This is a genomic window from Hymenobacter koreensis, assembly GCF_039541855.1.
Lineage (GTDB): Bacteria > Bacteroidota > Bacteroidia > Cytophagales > Hymenobacteraceae > Solirubrum > Solirubrum koreensis.
This window is the reverse complement of record NZ_BAABHA010000015.1, coordinates 547,580-564,456: the sequence shown is the minus strand read 5'-3', so window position 1 is coordinate 564,456 and position 16,877 is coordinate 547,580. Positions and strand designations below refer to the sequence as shown.

The window sequence follows — 16,877 nt, the reverse complement described above, 5'->3', positions numbered from 1 at the left end:
TAATAGCGTTAAATTACTGTACGGCCAGGCGCAGCACGCGCCGGGTATCACCCACAATCACTTCTACCAGATACGTGCCTGGCGGCAGCGCGGCCACGGGTAGGGCCAACGCCTGCGGCCCCGCCGCTACGGGTCGCTGCTCCGGCAGCTGAGCCTTTTCCAGCCCGGCTAGGTCCAACACGCGCACCCGTACCGGCCCGGCCGCTGCTAGCTCGTAGTGCAAGGTCGCGGCTCGTGTAGCCGGGTTAGGCGCAATGGTCCAAGCCGTGGCCCGGAGCCGTTGCTCACGCCCGGCACCCACGGAGCCAGGCGCAGTCACATGCCGGGCGCGGCGCCTACGTACAGCGGCCCCGCCGAGCCCGCCGCCCGTTGGGTGACGGTGGTGTAAGCCGCCGCCACGCCGTCTACGTAAAAGCGCACCAGTCCGGCGGCGTCGCGGGTTACAGCCACGTGGTGGCAGCGGCCGTCGAGCGGAATGTTGGTGCCGGCCTGCTGGTAGCCGTAGTTCATGCCGCTGAGCTGCAGCAGCAGGTCGCCGTTGCCGAAGAGGGTAAACAGCAGGCCCTGGCTGCCCTGCCGGTTGGCCAGAATGGTCTGCGGGGCCCCGTCAACAAAGGCGCGGGTCGAGCGAATGAGGGCCTCCACCGTAAACTCGGTAGCCAGGCCGAAGGCCGGGCTACCGTTGACCGGAGCCACCACCTGGTCGTCTTCTCCGTCGAAGGCCAGGGCTTCGTTCTGGGCAGCGGCGCTGCCCACGTTGGGGTTGCCGCCCGTTAGCTGGGCGCAAGCCAGAATGGGCGACGCGCAGTTGGGCACGCCCACCACCCCAGCCAGCGCGGCCGGGACGCCCAGGGTTGCCCCCGCGTCTACCGACAGCTCCGCCGTGGCCGCAAACACCAGGTTGGCTCCCGGCTCCACGCAAATAAAGCCGCCGGGGTCTACGCGCAGGCGGCCGTTTACCTCCAGGGTGGCGCCGTTGCGCACCAGCAGCGTGGCCCCGCTCCCAATAACCAACTGCGCGCCGGCCGCCACCAGCGTGCGGCACCCGCTTTGCATTTCCAGCAGCCCCCCGTTGGTTAGGCGGGCGGTGGCGGTGTTGGCGGTGGCGGCGCTGCCCACCTCCAGGCGGCCGCCCTGCTGCACGGTCAGGCGCAGGCCGCCGCACAGCGTTGCCTCAAATCCCGTGTTGGTGGGGGCTTGCCCCGTAGCGCGGTTGCTGAACCCAATGGCGCCGGCTTGCCCAATGGCAAGGGTGGCCCCGTCGCGCAGGCGCAGGTCGTCGCTGAGCCAGCCCGCGCCGTTGGCCGCGGGCGCCGCCAGGTTGAAGCGGGTGCCGGCGCCGGTTAGCTCGCCGGGGTCGGTCCAGGCCGAAAACTGCACCCGGCCGTCGGGCTCGAACGCCCCGTTTTCAGCTTTGAACAGCGGCTCGTCTACGGTCGTCCGCACGATAACGGAGTCGGAGCTGAGGGTTTGCGTGGGGGCCGGCGGCACGGGGTTCAGCACCGTCTCAAAATTGGATACCCGGTTGAGCGTAAACACCTCCGTGATGAGGCGCCGCTGGTCGCAGTCGGCGGTAAGCTCCAGCAGAAAGCGGTGGTATTGCATGGCGTGCTGGGTAACCTGCGGGCTAAACAGCCCAATTCCCCAGATGCCGTTCCCGAAATGGGTGCGAACGGGCGCGCATAGCTGGTCGAAGCTCAGGCTCACCCGGTCCCGCACCGGCGAGTTGGGGTTGCCGGGAGCCAGCCGGTCCTCGAAATCCTTGGCGGGGTTCGGCCCGGCCGCGGGCGGGGCGCCGGGCTGCAAAGCCAGGTTAGCCTGCCCGTCCCATAGATCGTACAGGGCGGCGGCTATATTAAATTCGGAAAGGAAACCGTGCGTGAGCGTGTTTTCAAGATTTATAATACCGTTTCGTCGCACGTTTTGCCGCCTCAACTCGGGGAGCAACCGTTGGATAGGAGCGAAGAGTCTTTCTTCAAATTGGTCATTGTTATCATCAACCTCTCTTTCCCCATCATACCGCACGGTGTAGGCGTCCATAATCATGGCAAAGCCGGTGGCCCAGCCTTCCGTCCAGGCCAAGCGGGGGTTGCTGTCGTTGCGGCGGGAGGAGTGGCTCACAAAGCCGGCTTCGATGGGGTGGCTCCACGAGCGGCGCTGCAGGTGCCACATCAGGTAGTGCCCAAACTCGTGGTACACTGTTTCTTCGGTTTCGTTGTCTTCGCCAATGTAGAGGCAATCCTCGTTGGACAGAAACGTAAGCATATAAGCGGTGCTGGCAATGCCAAGAATGGGCATGAGCACGTTGGCCAAGGGGTTGCGGTAGCCGCCCGGCGCAAAAAAGGCAGATTCCGGGTTGCCCTCGAAGGGCGGGCTGCCAAAGGGCGAGGGCGGGGTTAGCATAATCACCAACGGCTGGCTGGAGGCCGTGGGCAGCGGGAAGTTATTGCCCAGCTCCCAGCGCGCAAACTCCCGCGCCTGGTAGGCAAAGTGCAGCAGGTGGGGCTTCACGTCGGCAAAGCTGGGGCTCACGTTGCCAAAGTTCACGCCGCCGGTGCTGTGGTGCCAGCCCCGCGGGTTGCTTCGGGCTATGGTGCCGTCGCGCGTAATGCCAATGCGCTTAATCACCCGGATGGTGCCGCCCGCCGTGGAGGCTATTATTTTCAGGTACAGCTCCAGGTTGTCGCCGTCCCAGCTTTGGCGCGTGTTCACCGGGATGCTAAAATCGCCGTTGTCGTTGAGCCGCTGCCCAGGAAATCGTCCAGGCCGTCGTCTTTGTCCCACACTTCCACCCGAATGCCGGTCACGGCGTTCAGGTTGATGGCCGGCACGTCTACCCGGCCGCTGATGGTGCCGTTCCAGGTTCGGGCGCGGGCCGCGTCGCTTTCGTTGCTGTCGTCGTCGGTGCCGTCGTCGCGCACGGGCACGGCGTAGGCCAGCCCCGGCACCGACTTCATTTTCTTGGGCACGTTTTCATCCGCCAGCTCGGCCTCGGTCAGGTTGCACACCGGCACGTTACCCGGCTTGATTTCCTCCGGCGGCGGCGGCGTCCAGGTATAGTCCGGGGCGTCCCACACGCGGTTGAGTTGGTCGAGCCCGTGGCTGCTCCATACTTCCACCGTGTTGTAGGGCGTGAAGTACACGAAAGCCGTGCCCCGCGTTGCTACCGTGCCATCGGGCCGCACGGCGCGCAGCTGCAGGCGCTCCAGGTAATGCGGCACGTTGGCAGGGTTGTAGGCAACGGCAAACGCCAACCGGATTGTATCGCCGGCTTGCACCTGCTGATCCATTTCGGCGTAGCTCCGTCCCTCCCAATGGTTTAGCAGGTGCAAGCCCGGTGAAGGCTCCAGCTGCAAGCGGTAATCGGCTACCCCATTGCTGCCGACGAGCAGCAGCGCCTCCACCACCAACTCCCCCGTGCGGCCCGCCGTTTCCCGGCTCACCACGCTCAGGGCCACCGCCGTACCCTGCGCCTTTACTCCCCCACTCACCAACCAACAGCACATAACCAACCAGTACAAGTGTTTCATAATATAGAATGGTAAAAGATGAAATTTTTCTAATGTATTTATTCCCCGTGAGGTATGCATTAACACACTAAAAAATAATATCCTCTACCAGACTTTCTATCGGTACAACGCGCCCCCTGCCAGTGGACCCCGGCTGCAGTCTCACACTCGATAAAAAAAAATCGAGTGTGAGACTGCAGCCGGGGTGGCCGCCGTTACCTTACCCAACGGGCCGCCGCTGCCGGCGGCCCCGCCCCGCTACCATGCTTCGTACGCCCACCTCGTACTCGCCCACCACGGCCGCGTCCGTGCGCCGCCACTTCGCCCTGAGCCAGGCCGAGCTGGCCCGCTGGCTGGGCCTCACCACGCGGCAGGTAATTGCCGTGGAGGCGGGCAAGCGGCGGTTTTCGGCGGCGGCCGAGGCCCGGCTGGCGCGTTTGGCCGACCTGCTTCCGACCGCCGCCCTGCCCCCTGCCGAAACCCCGCCCGCGCCGCCCGCCCCGGCCGGGGCCGCCGCCCAGGAGGCCGAGCAGCTGCGCCGCCGCGCCCGCCGCTGCCGCTACCTGGCCCGGCGGCTGCAGTTTCAGCTCGATACCCTGGGCCTGCAGGATGCCGCCCTGCTGCGCCGCTGCCAGGGCCTGGCCGCCCTGCGCGGGGCCCTGGCGGCGGCACCCACCCCGCTGCCCGCGGCCGACGCGGCCTGGCTGGCGGGCCTGGAAGCGTCCACGGCCGCCGCCCTGGCCCCGCGCCCCGGTCCGCTGGCCCGCGCCCACCTGGCGCTGCGCTGCCGCCTGCTGCTGGCCGAGGCCGACGCCCTCGACGCGCTGCGGGCTGCCGGGGCCTGAGCGCCCGGCCGGCCGGGCGCCGTAATATTTTTCCATAGTGATTATACAATACATCCACCTGGCGGCGTTGAGGGCGTGTTTCAACCATCAACCACTTAACCCTTTTGTAGTATGCCGCTCGACGTAACCCTATTGCTAACCCGCCCCCAGTGCGACGCCGTGACCGAGGAGCTGGACAAGCGCCTGCGCCTGCTCAGCAACCGCGAAGAAAACTTTGAGTACCGCGACGAGGTGGGCACCGAGCGCGCCACCGAGCTGAACGAGGAATTAGCCGGCCTCAACCAGCGCATTGCCAGCCTCGACGCCTACCTGCCCACCCTCACCGCCGGCACCGCCGAGCAGAAGCGCGCCGCCAACGAGCGGCGCCGCGCCGACGACCGCCGCGGCGAGGTGCTGGCCCAGCAGGACGCCCGTGGCGGCGTGCCCGCCGTGCTGGCCCAAAGCCTGCTGCGCGAAATCCAGAGCCGCACCGCCGTCATCAACGAAGACAAAGCCCAGGTGGCCGCCCACCGCAATACGCTGCCGGCCTAAGCCCGGCCAGGATACGGCCTAAAAACGCAACAGCAGGCCCGCCGTGCGGCGGGCCTGCTGTTGCGTTTTTAGGGGCGGAGCGGGGGCGCTAGGCCGGCACTTCCTGGCCCACGTAGTCCTGCAAATACGCGTAGCGCGAGGTGAGCTGCCCGGCCCGGGCAATGGTGGCCCGCTCGATTACACCCTGCGGATCTTCGCCGAATAAGTGCGGAAACACGTTGTCGATGAGCTGGCGGCCGAAGTCGCGGGAGGCGTTACGGGGCAGCTCGCAGGGCAGGTTGTCCACGGCCATAACGGTTATGTTAGTCGGCCGGCTGTAAGCGGCTTCCAGCTCGCCGGTGGCGGGGTTGTAATCGAAGGCGGGGTCTGGAATGCTGGTGCTGCGCTTGGTGGTGGGAATGGAGCCGTCCACGTCGCAGGTTACGTCGGCAATGGTGTTGATGCGGAAATCGGGGCGGCGCGTATCGGCTTCGGTAAAGAGCCTGGGGGCCGAGGGGTGCCAGTAGGCGCAGGCAATGAGCAGGTCGGTTACGGGCAAGTACTTGCCGAACGTGGACTCGTAGTGCTCGGGGTGGCGGTGGAAATCGGGCGTGTCCCACACGCGGCCGTCGCGGCGGCGGTTGTAGTCGGAGGAGCACAGCTGGGTGTACACCGGCTCGTCGAAATCCAGGTAGAGGTAATCGTAGACGCTTACCCGGCGCAGGCCCATTTTCTGGAGCACCTCCAAGGCCCCCTGGGCCACGCGGCCCGAGCCGGTTACGGCCATTTTAATGGGCGGCAGCGCTTTCACCTTGAAGTATTCCTCCTGCATGTCGTCGAGGTCGGTGCAGAGGTAGGCGGGCTTGAGCTGGTAGAGGCCGTGCTTGCGGCCGTAGGTGAGCAGGCCGTTGTAAGCGCCCACAATGCCCGCCCAGCGCCCAAACGCCACAATCCGTTCACCGCGGGCGTTGGTGAGCATTTCGTAATCAATGAGCGTGATGTTTTTCTGCAGTACCTGGCGCAGCAATTCGCGGTTGGCCGGCTGCTTTTTCACGGTGTGCGAAAAGAACACGTAGGTCTTGTTGGGAATCAGCTGTGCTATGGGCACCTCCTTCACTCCCATCAGAATGTCGCAGTCGGCTACGTCGGGCTGCACGGCTATGCCCAGGTCGCTGAATTCCCGGTCGGCGTAGCTGCGGATGTCGCTGCTTTGCACCACCACCTGCACGTGCGGCCAGGTTTGCTGCACTTCCACGCACTTTTTGGGCGTGAAGGGCACGCGGCGGTCAACGGGTACTTTGCCTTCGCGAATAAGGCCTAGCTTAATGGATTTCATAGCAGTAGCGGGGAAAGGTCTGCAACGGCAAATCTAGGTTTTTCGATTTTAAGAGGTGGCAGAACGACAGCTCCCCTCCTTATCAAAGGAGGGGATGCCGTGCCTTGAGGCTCGGCTGGGGTGGTTTTTCGCCCGCGCCGCCAGATAGTAAGCCCATTCATATCAACTGGTCGTGCAGAGCGCAGCGAACCAGCTTCAGGTGTGACGTGCTTAACAAGGCCGGCACCGAGGTAAACAACATCAGCAACGGCAGTCAACCACCCCAGCGTCCACTGCGTGGCCGCGTCCCCTCCTCATCTGAGGAGGGGAGCTTCATTCCGTCAGCACTTTTTGCCAGGAAAATGGGTTATGGAAAAGTCTTTTTGGGCCTACCTTTGTTAGGGCCTTACCGAGGTCTATTTCCCGCCAACCCATTCGTTTTCTGTATGAAGTTGTCCTTCAAGCCCGCCGACGTGTTCGTAGACCGCCACAACGGTCCTGACGCGGTGGCCGTGGCCGAGATGTTGCGTGTTATCGGCGTTGAGTCGGTCGATCAGCTCATCAACGAAACCGTGCCGCCCCGCATTCGGCTGAAGCGCGAGTTGAACCTGCCTGCCGCCCTCACCGAGCGGCAGTTTTTGCAGAAATTCAAGCAGATTGCCAGCCAGAACAAGGTGTTCCGCTCCTTTATCGGCCTGGGTTACCACGACACCCAACTGCCGGCGGTAATTCTGCGCAACATCATGGAGAATCCCGGTTGGTACACGGCCTACACGCCCTACCAGGCCGAAATTGCTCAAGGTCGCCTCGAAGCCCTGATCAACTACCAAACCATGGTAATTGACCTCACCGGCCTTGAAATTGCCAACGCCAGCTTGCTCGACGAAGGCACCGCCGCCGCCGAAGCCCTGAACATGTTTCACGGCCTGAGCAAGAAGAAAAACGCTTCCAAATACTTCGTTTCCGACCAAGTTCTGCCTCAAACCATTGACGTGCTGCGCACCCGCGCCACCCCGCTGGGTATCGAGCTAGTTATTGGTGACCACCGTACCGCCGACCTCTCCGACGAGACCCTGTTCGGTGCCATGGTGCAGTACCCCGCCGCTGACGGCGAAGTGTTCGACTACACCGATTTCATAGCGAAAGCCCACGACAACGGCCAGTTCGTAGTCGTAGGCGCCGACTTGTTGGCCCTTACCCTGCTCACCGCCCCCGGCGAAATGGGTGCCGATGCCGTGGTAGGCAACTCGCAGCGCTTTGGGGTGCCGCTCGGCTACGGCGGCCCGCACGCCGGTTTCCTGGCCACCAAAGACGCTTACAAGCGCGTGATTCCCGGCCGCATCATCGGCCAGAGCGTGGACGCTACCGGCAACAAGGCCTACCGCATGGCCCTGCAAACCCGTGAGCAGCACATCCGCCGCGAAAAAGCCACCAGCAACATCTGCACCGCGCAGGTATTGCTGTCGGTTATTGCCGGCATGTACGCCGTGTACCACGGCCCGGAGCGCCTCAAGCAAATTGCTTCCAACGTGCACCTGCTGGCCCGCCAGTTAGGCGACGGTCTGAAAGGCTTGGGTGTGGAGCTGTCGGCTGAATACTACTTCGATACCGTTAGCCTCACGCTGGAAAGCGCCGAGCTGCAAGCTGCCGTACGCCGCGAAGCCGAAGCCCTGGGCATTAACCTGCGCTACTTCGGCCAGAGCAACGTGGGCATTTCGCTGCACGAAAAAGCCGACGCGCAGGACGTAGCCGATATCCTGAGCGTGTTTGGTAAGGTGCTGGGTAAATCGGCTGCGGCTGAAAAAGCACCTGCCGATGCCGAGCTGAACTGGCCCACGGGCCTGATCCGGACCAGCGAATACCTCACGCACCCGGTCTTCAACACGCACCACGCCGAGCACGAGCTGCTGCGCTACATGAAGCAGCTGGAGAACAAGGACCTGAGCCTAACGCACTCCATGATTGCGCTCGGCTCGTGTACCATGAAGCTGAATGCCACGGCCGAGATGATTCCGGTGACCTGGCCCGAAATCGGCCAGTTGCACCCCTTCGCACCGCTCGACCAAACGTTGGGTTATAAGCAAATTTTTGAGGACCTGGAAGCCTGGCTGTGCGAGGTAACCGGTTTCGACGCCGTTTCCTTGCAGCCCAACTCAGGTGCGCAGGGCGAATACGCCGGCCTGCTTGTTATCAAAGCCTACCACGAAGCCCGCGGCGACCATCACCGCACTGTGGCCCTCATTCCGGCGTCGGCCCACGGCACTAACCCTGCTTCGGCCGTAATGGCTGGCATGCAGGTAGTGGTGGTGAAGAGCACCGAGCAAGGCGAAATCGACCTCGACGACCTCAAGGCCAAAGCCGAGCAGCATTCCGCTAACCTGAGCTGCCTGATGGTGACCTACCCCAGCACGCACGGCGTGTACGAGGAAAGCATCATCGACATCTGCAACCTGATTCACGAGCACGGTGGCCGCGTGTACATGGACGGCGCCAACATGAACGCCCAGGTGGGCCTTACGTCCCCGGCCAACATTGGGGCCGACGTGTGCCACCTGAACCTGCACAAAACGTTCTGCATTCCGCACGGCGGCGGCGGACCCGGCGTGGGGCCCATCGGCGTAGTAGCCGATTTGGCTCCGTACCTGCCCGGCCACGTGGTGGTGGAAACCGGCCGCAAGGAAGGCGCGGTATCGGCCGCTCCGTGGGGCTCGGCCAGCATTCTGCCCATCTCGTACGCTTACATCAACATGATGGGCGGCGAAGGGCTGAAGGCGGCCACTGAAACGGCTATTCTGAACGCCAACTACATCAAGGCTCGTTTGGAAGGCCATTACCCGGTGCTGTACACCGGTCGTCACGGCCGCTGCGCCCACGAAATGATTCTCGACTGCCGCCAGTTCAAGAAGGCCGGCATTGAAGTAGAGGACATTGCCAAGCGCCTGATGGACTACGGCTACCACGCACCCACCGTGTCGTTCCCGGTGGCGGGCACGCTGATGGTGGAACCCACCGAGTCGGAAAGCAAGGAGGAACTGGACCGTTTCTGCGAGGCCCTGATCAAGATTCGCGAAGAGATTCGCGCCATTGAAGAAGGCCGCGCTGATGCTAAGGACAACCTACTGAAGCACGCGCCGCACACCGCCGCTGTGCTGCTGCAGGAAGAGTGGACGCGCCCCTATTCGCGCGAGCAGGCCGCTTACCCCACCGACTTTGCCCGCCGCTACAAGTTCTGGCCCTCGGTGTCGCGCATCGACTCGGCCTTTGGCGACCGGAACCTGATTTGCGCCTGCACGCCCATCGAGGCGTACGCCGATCAGGAGGAGCATTTGGTGCCCACCGACAAAGGCCCGTCGTACTAGCCCGCGCCGCCTGTTAACTAACAACGCCCGGTACCGTGAGGTACCGGGCGTTGCCGTTTTTGGTGGGGTGTGAAAGGGTGGAGAGGGAAAGGGCGCCTACTGGCCAAAGCAGTTGCGGTACATGTATCCGACCTGGGTTTTACCGGCCGGGTCCGTCACGCGTGCCTTCACGAAATACGCATCAACCGTGTCCATCACCTGCACTTCCATACCGGAAGCGACGGTCATGAGTTGGGGCGACTCTTTTTTCATGCCGTCGTACAGCGTGCATTCAACCACGGTATTGTGCGCGACGGGTGCGCGGTTTGGTCGGTTACCCGACGCAGCGTCGTCTTTGGCAGCGCTGCAACCGGCGAGGGCGCTAACCGCGAGGAGCAGTAAATATTTGTACATAGGAGTGGAGTGTGCGGAAAAGGTACTAAAAAACCGCAGGCATTGGGGCGGTTTTTTACAGTTTCACAACCTTAAATTCTCTTTTCCTTACTGCAGACAGGCCCGGTACATGAAACCAGTAACGCTTTTGCCGTCCTTGTTCAGCCGAGCCTTTACAAAGTATTGATTCACTGAATCCAGGACCTGTACGCGGGTGCCGCTGTCCACGGTGGCCAGCATTTCCGATTGCGTGGAGGCTTGTACGTACAGGCCGCATTGTTTATCAGCGGTCCGCTCGACCACAGTTCGTTTCAAAGATGGAATAACGGCTACGTCGTCGCGCGACGTGGCGCAGGCCGAGCATAGCAGCATTATCCAAAGAAGGTGCTTCATGAATGGAGAAAGAATGTCAGTACGGAATATGAATAGTCAAATGTATTAATCCAAAACCGGATTGTCTTTTATTTTTTCAAGCAGTAAGCCATAATCATATTTGGTGGAACGGAGGCCAGTAGCGGTGTGTTTATTATCTGCGGGGCCTAAGCCGGTTGGCGCAGCATGCTGCCGATGGCCCTTTTCTAAACTGTACCTTTCCATGAAAGCACTCACTCGTTTTTTAGCTCGCCCGGCCGCGTTGGTTGCTGTAGGTTTGAGCTTGCTGTTTGGCGCAGCTGGCTGCGCCTCGGTGCCCCGTGTGGGCGTTTCTTCCGATTTCGACCATGCAACCAACTTCCGCGCTTACAAAACGTGGAGCTGGTACCCCGATCAGCCGACCGATGCCGAAGGCGGTCCGGCTAAGGGTTATAACTCGTTTTTCGACAAGCGCATGCGCACGGCGGTAGAGGCCGAAATGGTGCGCAAGGGCTTCACGAAAGTGGAGAAGAGCCCCGATGTGTTTGTGGCTTACAGCGCCCGCGTAGAAGACAAACAACGTGCGAACCAAACGCCTTACGGCCCTTACGGCTACCCGTTTTGGTACTATGGCTACGGTGCGGCATTAAACCGCCCGTACCAGGTTATGGACTACAAAGCCGGTAACATCATCATCGACATTGTGGATGCCAAGCGCAAAGAGCTGGTGTGGCGCGGCTACGGCCAGAGCCAGGTTGGCGACCAGACCATTTCGGAAACCGAGGTAAACCGCATCGTGGCCGGTGTACTGGGCGACTACCCGCCCAGCGACAACACGGCCCGCCGTTAACCCGGCATTGCACACCCCGTTTTACAGCGCCCGGCCGGTTTGGCCGGGCGTTGTTGTTTAGCCGCCGTACTCGTCGGGGCTGGAAAGCGTAATTTGCTGCCGTTTCATTTACCTGAATCTTGGCGCATGTTACCACGCTTACCCCTGCAGTGCCATTGGCTGCCTCTTTTAGTGGCGCTTGTACCCTTAACGGCCAGTGCCAAACCGGTTCTTTTTACTGAATCAGGCTCTATTGGCACTGTCGGTGAGCAGCCCGCAATGAGCAGGCCCCGTGAGGCGTATACCCCGGCCAATACCACAGCACTAGGCGGCACGTACACCATAAATGCGGCCCTGCCCGCCAGTGCTACCAATTTTACCAGCTTCACGGCGGCCATTCAGCAGCTCAATCAGGTAGGAGTGCAGGCTCCGGTAACGTTTGAAGTGGCAACGGGCCAAACGTTCATCGAAACGCTGCCGGCTATTACCACCGCCGGCGCCCGCGGCGAAGGGGTTACGTTCCGCCGAGCCGGTACGGGCACCAACCCCGTTATCGAGTGCTCAAGCGGCCTGGCCGCCGTAGATGTAGCGGGTGCCGACTTCCTGAATTTCGACGGAATTGATGTGCGGGCCGTGGGTCTGGGGCCTTCTTACGGTTTCCGTATCCGCAATGCCTCGGCTACCAACGGTTCCCGCAATGTAACGGTGCAGAACGCTACCATTACCCTGAACCGGGCCAATCCGGCGTCCATAGCGGTGGTGCAGTCGAGCGTAACGGCCTACGGTGGCATTACGCCCGCCGACACCTCGGGCTGTAACCGCAACAACCGCTACCTGAACCTTACCATCAGCAACACCTACAACGGCCTGTGGGTGATAGGCCAGGGGTTTCTGCTGCCCGAACTGAACACCGAAGTGGGCAATGTTACCATTGGCAACGGCACGGCCGGCGACATTGGCGGCGGCAGCACCGTGGTGTATGCCATGCGGTTGGAAAACCTGCGCGGGAACCGTATCCACCACAACACGGTGCGCGGCGCCACGAGCACCGGCTCGCCCGTATACGGCATTTTCTACATCAACCCCATGGGCGATGCTACCGATGCCAGCCTGCTGTACGGCAACCGAATTAGCGGTTTGCGCTTTCTGAACCCCGCCTCTACTTCTACGGGCGGCATCGTGTACGGCCTGTACGTAGCCATGCCCAACACTGGCGCCACGGTACCCAGCACGGTGAGCGTGTACAACAACGAAGTGCACAGCCTCACGCGTGACTTTGTGGGGAATGAAACCAACCTGCGGCTCATCAGAGGAATTAACGTATTGAATAGCGGCATAGCGGGCAACGAGCTGACCCTGGCCCACAACACGGTGCGCATCGACGCCAGTGCGTCGCCGGCACTGTCGAGCTCGGCTTATGAGTACGCGGGCACCAGCAGCACCGGCGGCACGGTAACCCTGCGCAACAATGTGCTGGTAAACGCTACCGGTGCGCAAACGGGAGTAGCCAAGCACTTCGCCGTATTTCTGGCGGGCACGGCTTTCGGCTCTTCCAGCTCCTCCACCAACTACAACGACCTCCACATTGCCAACCCCGCTAACGGCTTTGTGGGCCGCACCAGCGCCGGCGACTTTGCCACCCTCGCGGCCTGGCGTGCCACGACCAACCAAGATGCCAACTCCCTGAGCCTGGACCCGGCTTTTGCTTCGCTCACAACGCTGCAGCCTACCAACGCGCTGCTCGACAACCAAGGCACGCCCGTAACCGGTATCGGTACCGACATAACCCGCAGCGCCCGCAATCTGGCTACCCCCGACCTGGGCGCCTACGAATTTACGGTGCTTAACACCCGAGCCACTCGTAAAGGGAACCTGAACCTGACGGCCTGGCCCGTGCCGTTTGGGTCGATACTGACGGTGGAGCTAACCACCAGTCGCCGTGGTACCGCCACCCTGGAACTGCTCGACGCTCTGGGACGCACCGTGCGGCAGCAAGCGGTGGAGCTAACCGGCCAGCGGCAGCGCGTAACCCTCACGGAAATGGCTGCGCTGCCAGTCGGCCCCTATTTGCTGCGTCTGCGTACGGCCACTGGCCAGCAAACCATTCGGTTGGAGCACTAGGCTGCTTTACCTCAAAACGAAAAGCCCGCCCCTGAATACGGGGGCGGGCTTTTTGTTTGATGTATACTGACTGCGGTGCCGATTAAATTGGCACGTTTACGTGCCGCTCGGCGTGGTAGGAGCTGCGCACCAGCGGGCCGCTTTCTACGTACTTCAGGCCGCGCCGCAAGCCTTCTTCCTTGTAGTGGGCGAACAAATCGGGGTGTATGAACTCGGCTACCTCAATGTGGCGCTTGGTGGGCTGCAGGTACTGGCCCAGCGTCAGAATGTCGAGGCCGTTGGCGGCCAGGTCGTCCATGGCCTGGTACATCTCGTCCTTGGTTTCGCCCAAGCCCAGCATAATGCCCGACTTGGTGCGGCGGCCGGCTTCCTTGGTGCGGCGAATTTGCTCCAGGCTGCGGTCGTACTTGGCTTGCGGACGCACCAAGCGGTACAGGCTGCCCACGGTTTCCATGTTGTGCGACACCACTTCCTGGCCGCCGGCAATCATGGTATCGAGCGCGGCCCAGTTGGCCTTCACGTCGGGAATTAGGGTTTCGATGGTGGTGGTGGGCGAAAGCTGCTTGGTTTGCACCACGGTTTCGTACCACACGCTGGCGCCGCGGTCTTTCAGCTCGTCGCGGTTTACGGAAGTAATAACGGCGTGCTTCACCCCCATCAGCTTAATGGCTTCGGCCACGCGGCGGGGCTCGTCGAGGTCGTATTCATTTGGGCGGCCCGTGGCCACGGCGCAGAACGAGCAGGAGCGCGTACACACGTTGCCCAGAATCATAAACGTGGCCGTACCGGCACCCCAACACTCACCCATGTTCGGGCAGTTGCCGCTTTCGCAAATGGTATGCAGCTTGTGCTCATCCACCAGCTTGCGCACGTTGGCGTAAGCCGGGCCCACGGGCAGCTTCACGCGCAGCCAGTCGGGCTTGCGCGGTTTGGCCGGAGCCGCTGCCTGGGGCTGAATGACGGGTAACATCAGGATTTCGTCCATGGCTACAAAGGTAGTATCTGGCGGGGTGGATTTCACGAAAAGGGCGGGGCAAAACGGCTGCTCCGGCGGCCCCCAGCAGTCAGGCCCCGGCACAAAAATGGGGCCCACCACCGTTGCCGGCGTGCAGCCCCATAAAAACCGGTCGAATGCTGGTTAGTTGCGGTGCCCGATGTACAGCGTCAGGTAAACCGAGGTAAATACCTGGTCGTTCAGTTTCGCGTCGGAAATACCCTGGTCGCGCAAAACGGTAAGCGGGTTGGTGAAGGCTTCCACCAGCACACCGGCTTCCAGCCCGGCTACGGCGTCGCGGTAGCGGCCGTACTCGAAGTTAAAGGCGCCCCGGGCGTGGGCTCCAATGTTGGGCTTGGTTTCGCTCACGCCCTGAAACAACGGTGCCCGGTCGTAGATGCGAGACGAAAAGTGCTTGCTGGGGTCGTACTGCTCGGCCCGAATGTCGTCGGGGCCGGCGTTGGGGCGAGTGGCGGGTTCGGTGTAGTCGTAGTAAATGTAGTAGGGCATCAGCAGGCCCACGGAAGGACCTCCGCCCGCAATGGCGCTGATTTGCACGCCCGACTCGGGTGCTTTGCGGAAAATAATTCGCTGCACACCAAACGAGGGCCGCACCACAAACAGGTAGTTGCTCTTGCCTTGCACGTAAATGCCGCCGGTATTGGGGTTGCCCACCCGTTGTTCCTTGGGGTGTTTCACCTCCACGCCCTCAATCATCCAGAACCGCGACCATTGGTCGTTGAGCATGCGGGTGGAGCGTACCGAGGCCCCCCCGATAAGGCCGGCGTTCGAGTTAAAATTGATGCCGTATGTAAGTTCTTTGCCGTACCCCAGGCTTTCCGGCGCATCCTGCGCCGAAGCCGAAGGGGCGGTGGCCAGCACGGCCCCCAGCAATGAAGCAACCAGTAGCAGGGTACGTGTATGCACGGTAACAGCAAGCAAGAAGTGGGCAAAAGAAGCAGGACAGCCGTGGGGCGGCTCCTCATCGAAAGTACGTAATTTTGAGCGCATCCGTCTGACGTTTTCTTAAGTTTATGAGCACAGCCACCGCCCGTTACGCCGGCCATTTGCGTACCGAAGCCACCCATGTTGCCTCGGGCACCACTGTTTTGTTCGACGCGCCGGTGGATAACCACGGCCGCGGCGAAGCATTTTCACCTACGGATTTGGTTAGCACCGCGTTGGGTACCTGCATGATGACCATTATGGGCATCGTAGCGGAGCGCCACGCGCTAAACTTAACCGGAGTTTCGTTCGATGTAACCAAGCGCATGGCGGCCGAGCCGCGACGCATTGCCGAAATCGAAATCGAGTTCCGTTTGCCCGGCTCAGTGCCCACCGAGAAGCGCGCCCTGCTGGAACGCGCCGCCCGCACCTGCCCGGTGGCTTTGAGCTTGAACCCGGAAATAAAGCAAACGGTTCAGTTCACTTACGAGGGCTAAACAGCCGACTGGCCAAAGGGTTAAAAACGGCAGCGGGTTTTGAAAAACTTCAAAACCCTCTGCCGTTTCGCCTTTTAGAAAAGCCTGTTGCTAGAGCAACTGCCGCTTCACTTCGCCGAGCTGTATGCTCATGTGTGAGGCGTTGTAGTGGCAAGCACCGTTGCGAATGAGCAGCAACTGCGGCGACTCGTGGTTGATGCCGAATTGCTTGGCTATTTCGTTGGAAATGGGCCGGTAACGCAGTAAATCGAGGTAGTAGGCTTTTACCTGTCCCAGGTCGGCATCTGGCCACTGGCGCTCCAGGCGCGTTTTGGCCATGGCGCTGATGGAGCAGGAGGTGCTGTGCTTGAAAATAACGACGGGTTGCTCCGACGACTCGCGCACGATGTCGGTAAGCTGCTCAGGCTGGGTAAGCGGAATCCACTGCATTATTCAATCGGTTGGGTTTTCTTCTTGCGCCGCGCCGTTTGGTACGACGGGTCACTCACGCGGGCGGTGCCGGTGTTATCGAAACGGTAACGGTCGCGCTTGGTTTGGGAGTTCCGCAGGCGCTGGCCGCTTTCACCGGGGCGCAGGGCCTGCTTATCCACGGCCAGGTGGGCCTGGCGCAAGTCTTCCGAAGCAGGATATTTCTTGGCGTCGCGCAGGGCTTTGCGGGCGTCGCGCTTGGCCGAGCCCGGGTAATCAATTTGCGCATCAGCCACGGAAGCCGTAGCCCACAGCAGCGCCACAATCAGGACCAGGCGAATAAAAGTGAACATAGGCCGCAGTTTAGGATAGTGGAAAAGCAGGATTATTGTACGAAAAAAACCTTGACTTCGGGCATGCAGGTGCTTACCATGGCAAGGTGACACCCAGAAACTTACGCTGCCCCACTTTCTTCTTTAGGCGGCGGCGCTCGTACTTGGGCTTTTTCAGCAGGCCGTTTTTAGTGTAGCTGTTCTTCTGCACTTTAGCTGGCTCCTTGCTGGCGTTCAGATCGGAGCCGTCGGCGGCAGCCGCATCGGTGTTTACGGCTTTCTTGCTGCGCTTTTGCTTGGGTATTACCGGCCCTTTGGGCGTGGGCATGCGGTACGGATGAAACAGCCGGCACCCGCTCATGGCCGGGCTTAGCAGCAGCACCAGCACCAGCAGGTGCCAGCTTAAACGGCGCAGCGAATAAGGAGCAAGGTATTGGACCACGACAAAGACAATGGGAGCTGAAAATTACAAAGCCCGGAGCACATGTGC

General features: G+C 61.6%; 17 protein-coding genes. 6 read left to right on the top strand and 11 right to left on the bottom strand.

Translation table 11 applies throughout. The features are described 5' to 3' along the window. Positions 1-13: 13 nt before the first annotated feature. From ABD903_RS21510 to ABD903_RS21500, 3 genes are read right to left on the bottom strand one after another with little or no spacing between them, the layout of a single operon-like run. Entirely contained in the window at positions 14-319 is a 306-nt protein-coding gene (locus ABD903_RS21510) for a T9SS type A sorting domain-containing protein (RefSeq protein ID WP_345227662.1), read from the bottom strand. Further along, the gene (locus tag ABD903_RS21505) at positions 316-2,712 is read right to left on the bottom strand and encodes a LamG domain-containing protein (protein WP_345227660.1); all 2,397 of its coding nucleotides are present in this window, start codon (positions 2,710-2,712) and stop codon (positions 316-318) included. Before ABD903_RS21505 ends, ABD903_RS21510 begins: the two co-directional genes overlap by 4 nt. Then, on the bottom strand, positions 2,709-3,530 hold the full coding sequence (locus ABD903_RS21500; protein WP_345227658.1) for a hypothetical protein: 822 nt from the start codon (positions 3,528-3,530) through the stop codon (positions 2,709-2,711). The genes ABD903_RS21505 and ABD903_RS21500 overlap by 4 nt, the downstream gene beginning before the upstream one ends. Positions 3,531-3,772: 242 nt before the next feature. On the opposite strand from ABD903_RS21500, the gene ABD903_RS21495 reads away from it, so the two are divergent. Then, positions 3,773-4,354 carry a hypothetical protein gene (locus ABD903_RS21495; RefSeq protein WP_345227656.1) on the top strand — a complete coding sequence of 194 codons (582 nt, stop codon included), beginning with the start codon at positions 3,773-3,775 and terminating at the stop codon, positions 4,352-4,354. Between the two features lie 111 nt (positions 4,355-4,465). After that, the gene (locus tag ABD903_RS21490) at positions 4,466-4,885 is read left to right on the top strand and encodes a hypothetical protein (RefSeq protein ID WP_345227655.1); all 420 of its coding nucleotides are present in this window, start codon (positions 4,466-4,468) and stop codon (positions 4,883-4,885) included. A gap of 88 nt (positions 4,886-4,973) precedes the next feature. On the opposite strand, the gene ABD903_RS21485 is transcribed toward ABD903_RS21490, so the two are convergent. After that, positions 4,974-6,200 (bottom strand): NAD(P)-dependent oxidoreductase, encoded by a 1,227-nt coding sequence (locus tag ABD903_RS21485; RefSeq protein ID WP_345227653.1) that lies wholly within the window; start codon positions 6,198-6,200, stop codon positions 4,974-4,976. 425 nt (positions 6,201-6,625) lie between these two features. Here ABD903_RS21485 and gcvP point away from each other — a divergent pair, with 425 nt between their 5' ends. Next, on the top strand, positions 6,626-9,538 hold the full coding sequence (gene gcvP, locus ABD903_RS21480) for an aminomethyl-transferring glycine dehydrogenase (protein ID WP_345227651.1): 2,913 nt from the start codon (positions 6,626-6,628) through the stop codon (positions 9,536-9,538). A 96-nt stretch (positions 9,539-9,634) separates the two neighbouring features. Here gcvP and ABD903_RS21475 read toward each other — a convergent pair whose 3' ends face one another. Both ABD903_RS21475 and ABD903_RS21470 read right to left on the bottom strand, forming a co-directional pair. Next, a complete protein-coding gene (locus ABD903_RS21475; protein WP_345227649.1) occupies positions 9,635-9,931 on the bottom strand; it encodes a hypothetical protein in 297 nt (98 codons plus the stop codon). Positions 9,932-10,018: 87 nt separating this feature from the next. Beyond that, complete coding sequence (locus ABD903_RS21470) at positions 10,019-10,303, bottom strand: SH3 domain-containing protein (RefSeq protein WP_345227647.1); 285 nt, start codon at positions 10,301-10,303, stop codon at positions 10,019-10,021. Between the two features lie 202 nt (positions 10,304-10,505). Here ABD903_RS21470 and ABD903_RS21465 point away from each other — a divergent pair, with 202 nt between their 5' ends. Beyond that, a complete protein-coding gene (locus ABD903_RS21465) occupies positions 10,506-11,111 on the top strand; it encodes a DUF4136 domain-containing protein (RefSeq protein ID WP_345227645.1) in 606 nt (201 codons plus the stop codon). Positions 11,112-11,369: 258 nt separating this feature from the next. Then, positions 11,370-13,211, top strand: a complete 1,842-nt coding sequence (locus tag ABD903_RS21460; RefSeq protein WP_345227643.1) for a hypothetical protein — start codon at positions 11,370-11,372, stop codon at positions 13,209-13,211. An 82-nt stretch (positions 13,212-13,293) separates the two neighbouring features. Here ABD903_RS21460 and lipA read toward each other — a convergent pair whose 3' ends face one another. Further along, on the bottom strand, positions 13,294-14,187 hold the full coding sequence (lipA, locus tag ABD903_RS21455) for a lipoyl synthase (protein WP_345228112.1): 894 nt from the start codon (positions 14,185-14,187) through the stop codon (positions 13,294-13,296). A 162-nt stretch (positions 14,188-14,349) separates the two neighbouring features. Beyond that, positions 14,350-15,132: a hypothetical protein gene (locus ABD903_RS21450; protein WP_345227642.1), complete on the bottom strand. Its 783-nt coding sequence runs from the start codon at positions 15,130-15,132 to the stop codon at positions 14,350-14,352. A gap of 107 nt (positions 15,133-15,239) precedes the next feature. Here ABD903_RS21450 and ABD903_RS21445 point away from each other — a divergent pair, with 107 nt between their 5' ends. Next, on the top strand, positions 15,240-15,647 hold the full coding sequence (locus ABD903_RS21445) for an OsmC family protein (RefSeq protein WP_345227640.1): 408 nt from the start codon (positions 15,240-15,242) through the stop codon (positions 15,645-15,647). Between the two features lie 90 nt (positions 15,648-15,737). Here the strand turns inward: ABD903_RS21445 and ytxJ are convergent, their stop codons facing one another. The 3 genes from ytxJ to ABD903_RS21430 form a co-directional block, all read right to left on the bottom strand. Beyond that, entirely contained in the window at positions 15,738-16,076 is a 339-nt protein-coding gene (ytxJ, locus tag ABD903_RS21440; RefSeq protein WP_345227639.1) for a bacillithiol system redox-active protein YtxJ, read from the bottom strand. Then, positions 16,076-16,408: a hypothetical protein gene (locus ABD903_RS21435; protein WP_345227638.1), complete on the bottom strand. Its 333-nt coding sequence runs from the start codon at positions 16,406-16,408 to the stop codon at positions 16,076-16,078. The genes ytxJ and ABD903_RS21435 overlap by 1 nt, the downstream gene beginning before the upstream one ends. A 73-nt stretch (positions 16,409-16,481) precedes the next feature. Continuing rightward, entirely contained in the window at positions 16,482-16,829 is a 348-nt protein-coding gene (locus ABD903_RS21430; protein ID WP_345227636.1) for a hypothetical protein, read from the bottom strand. Positions 16,830-16,877: the final 48 nt, after the last annotated feature.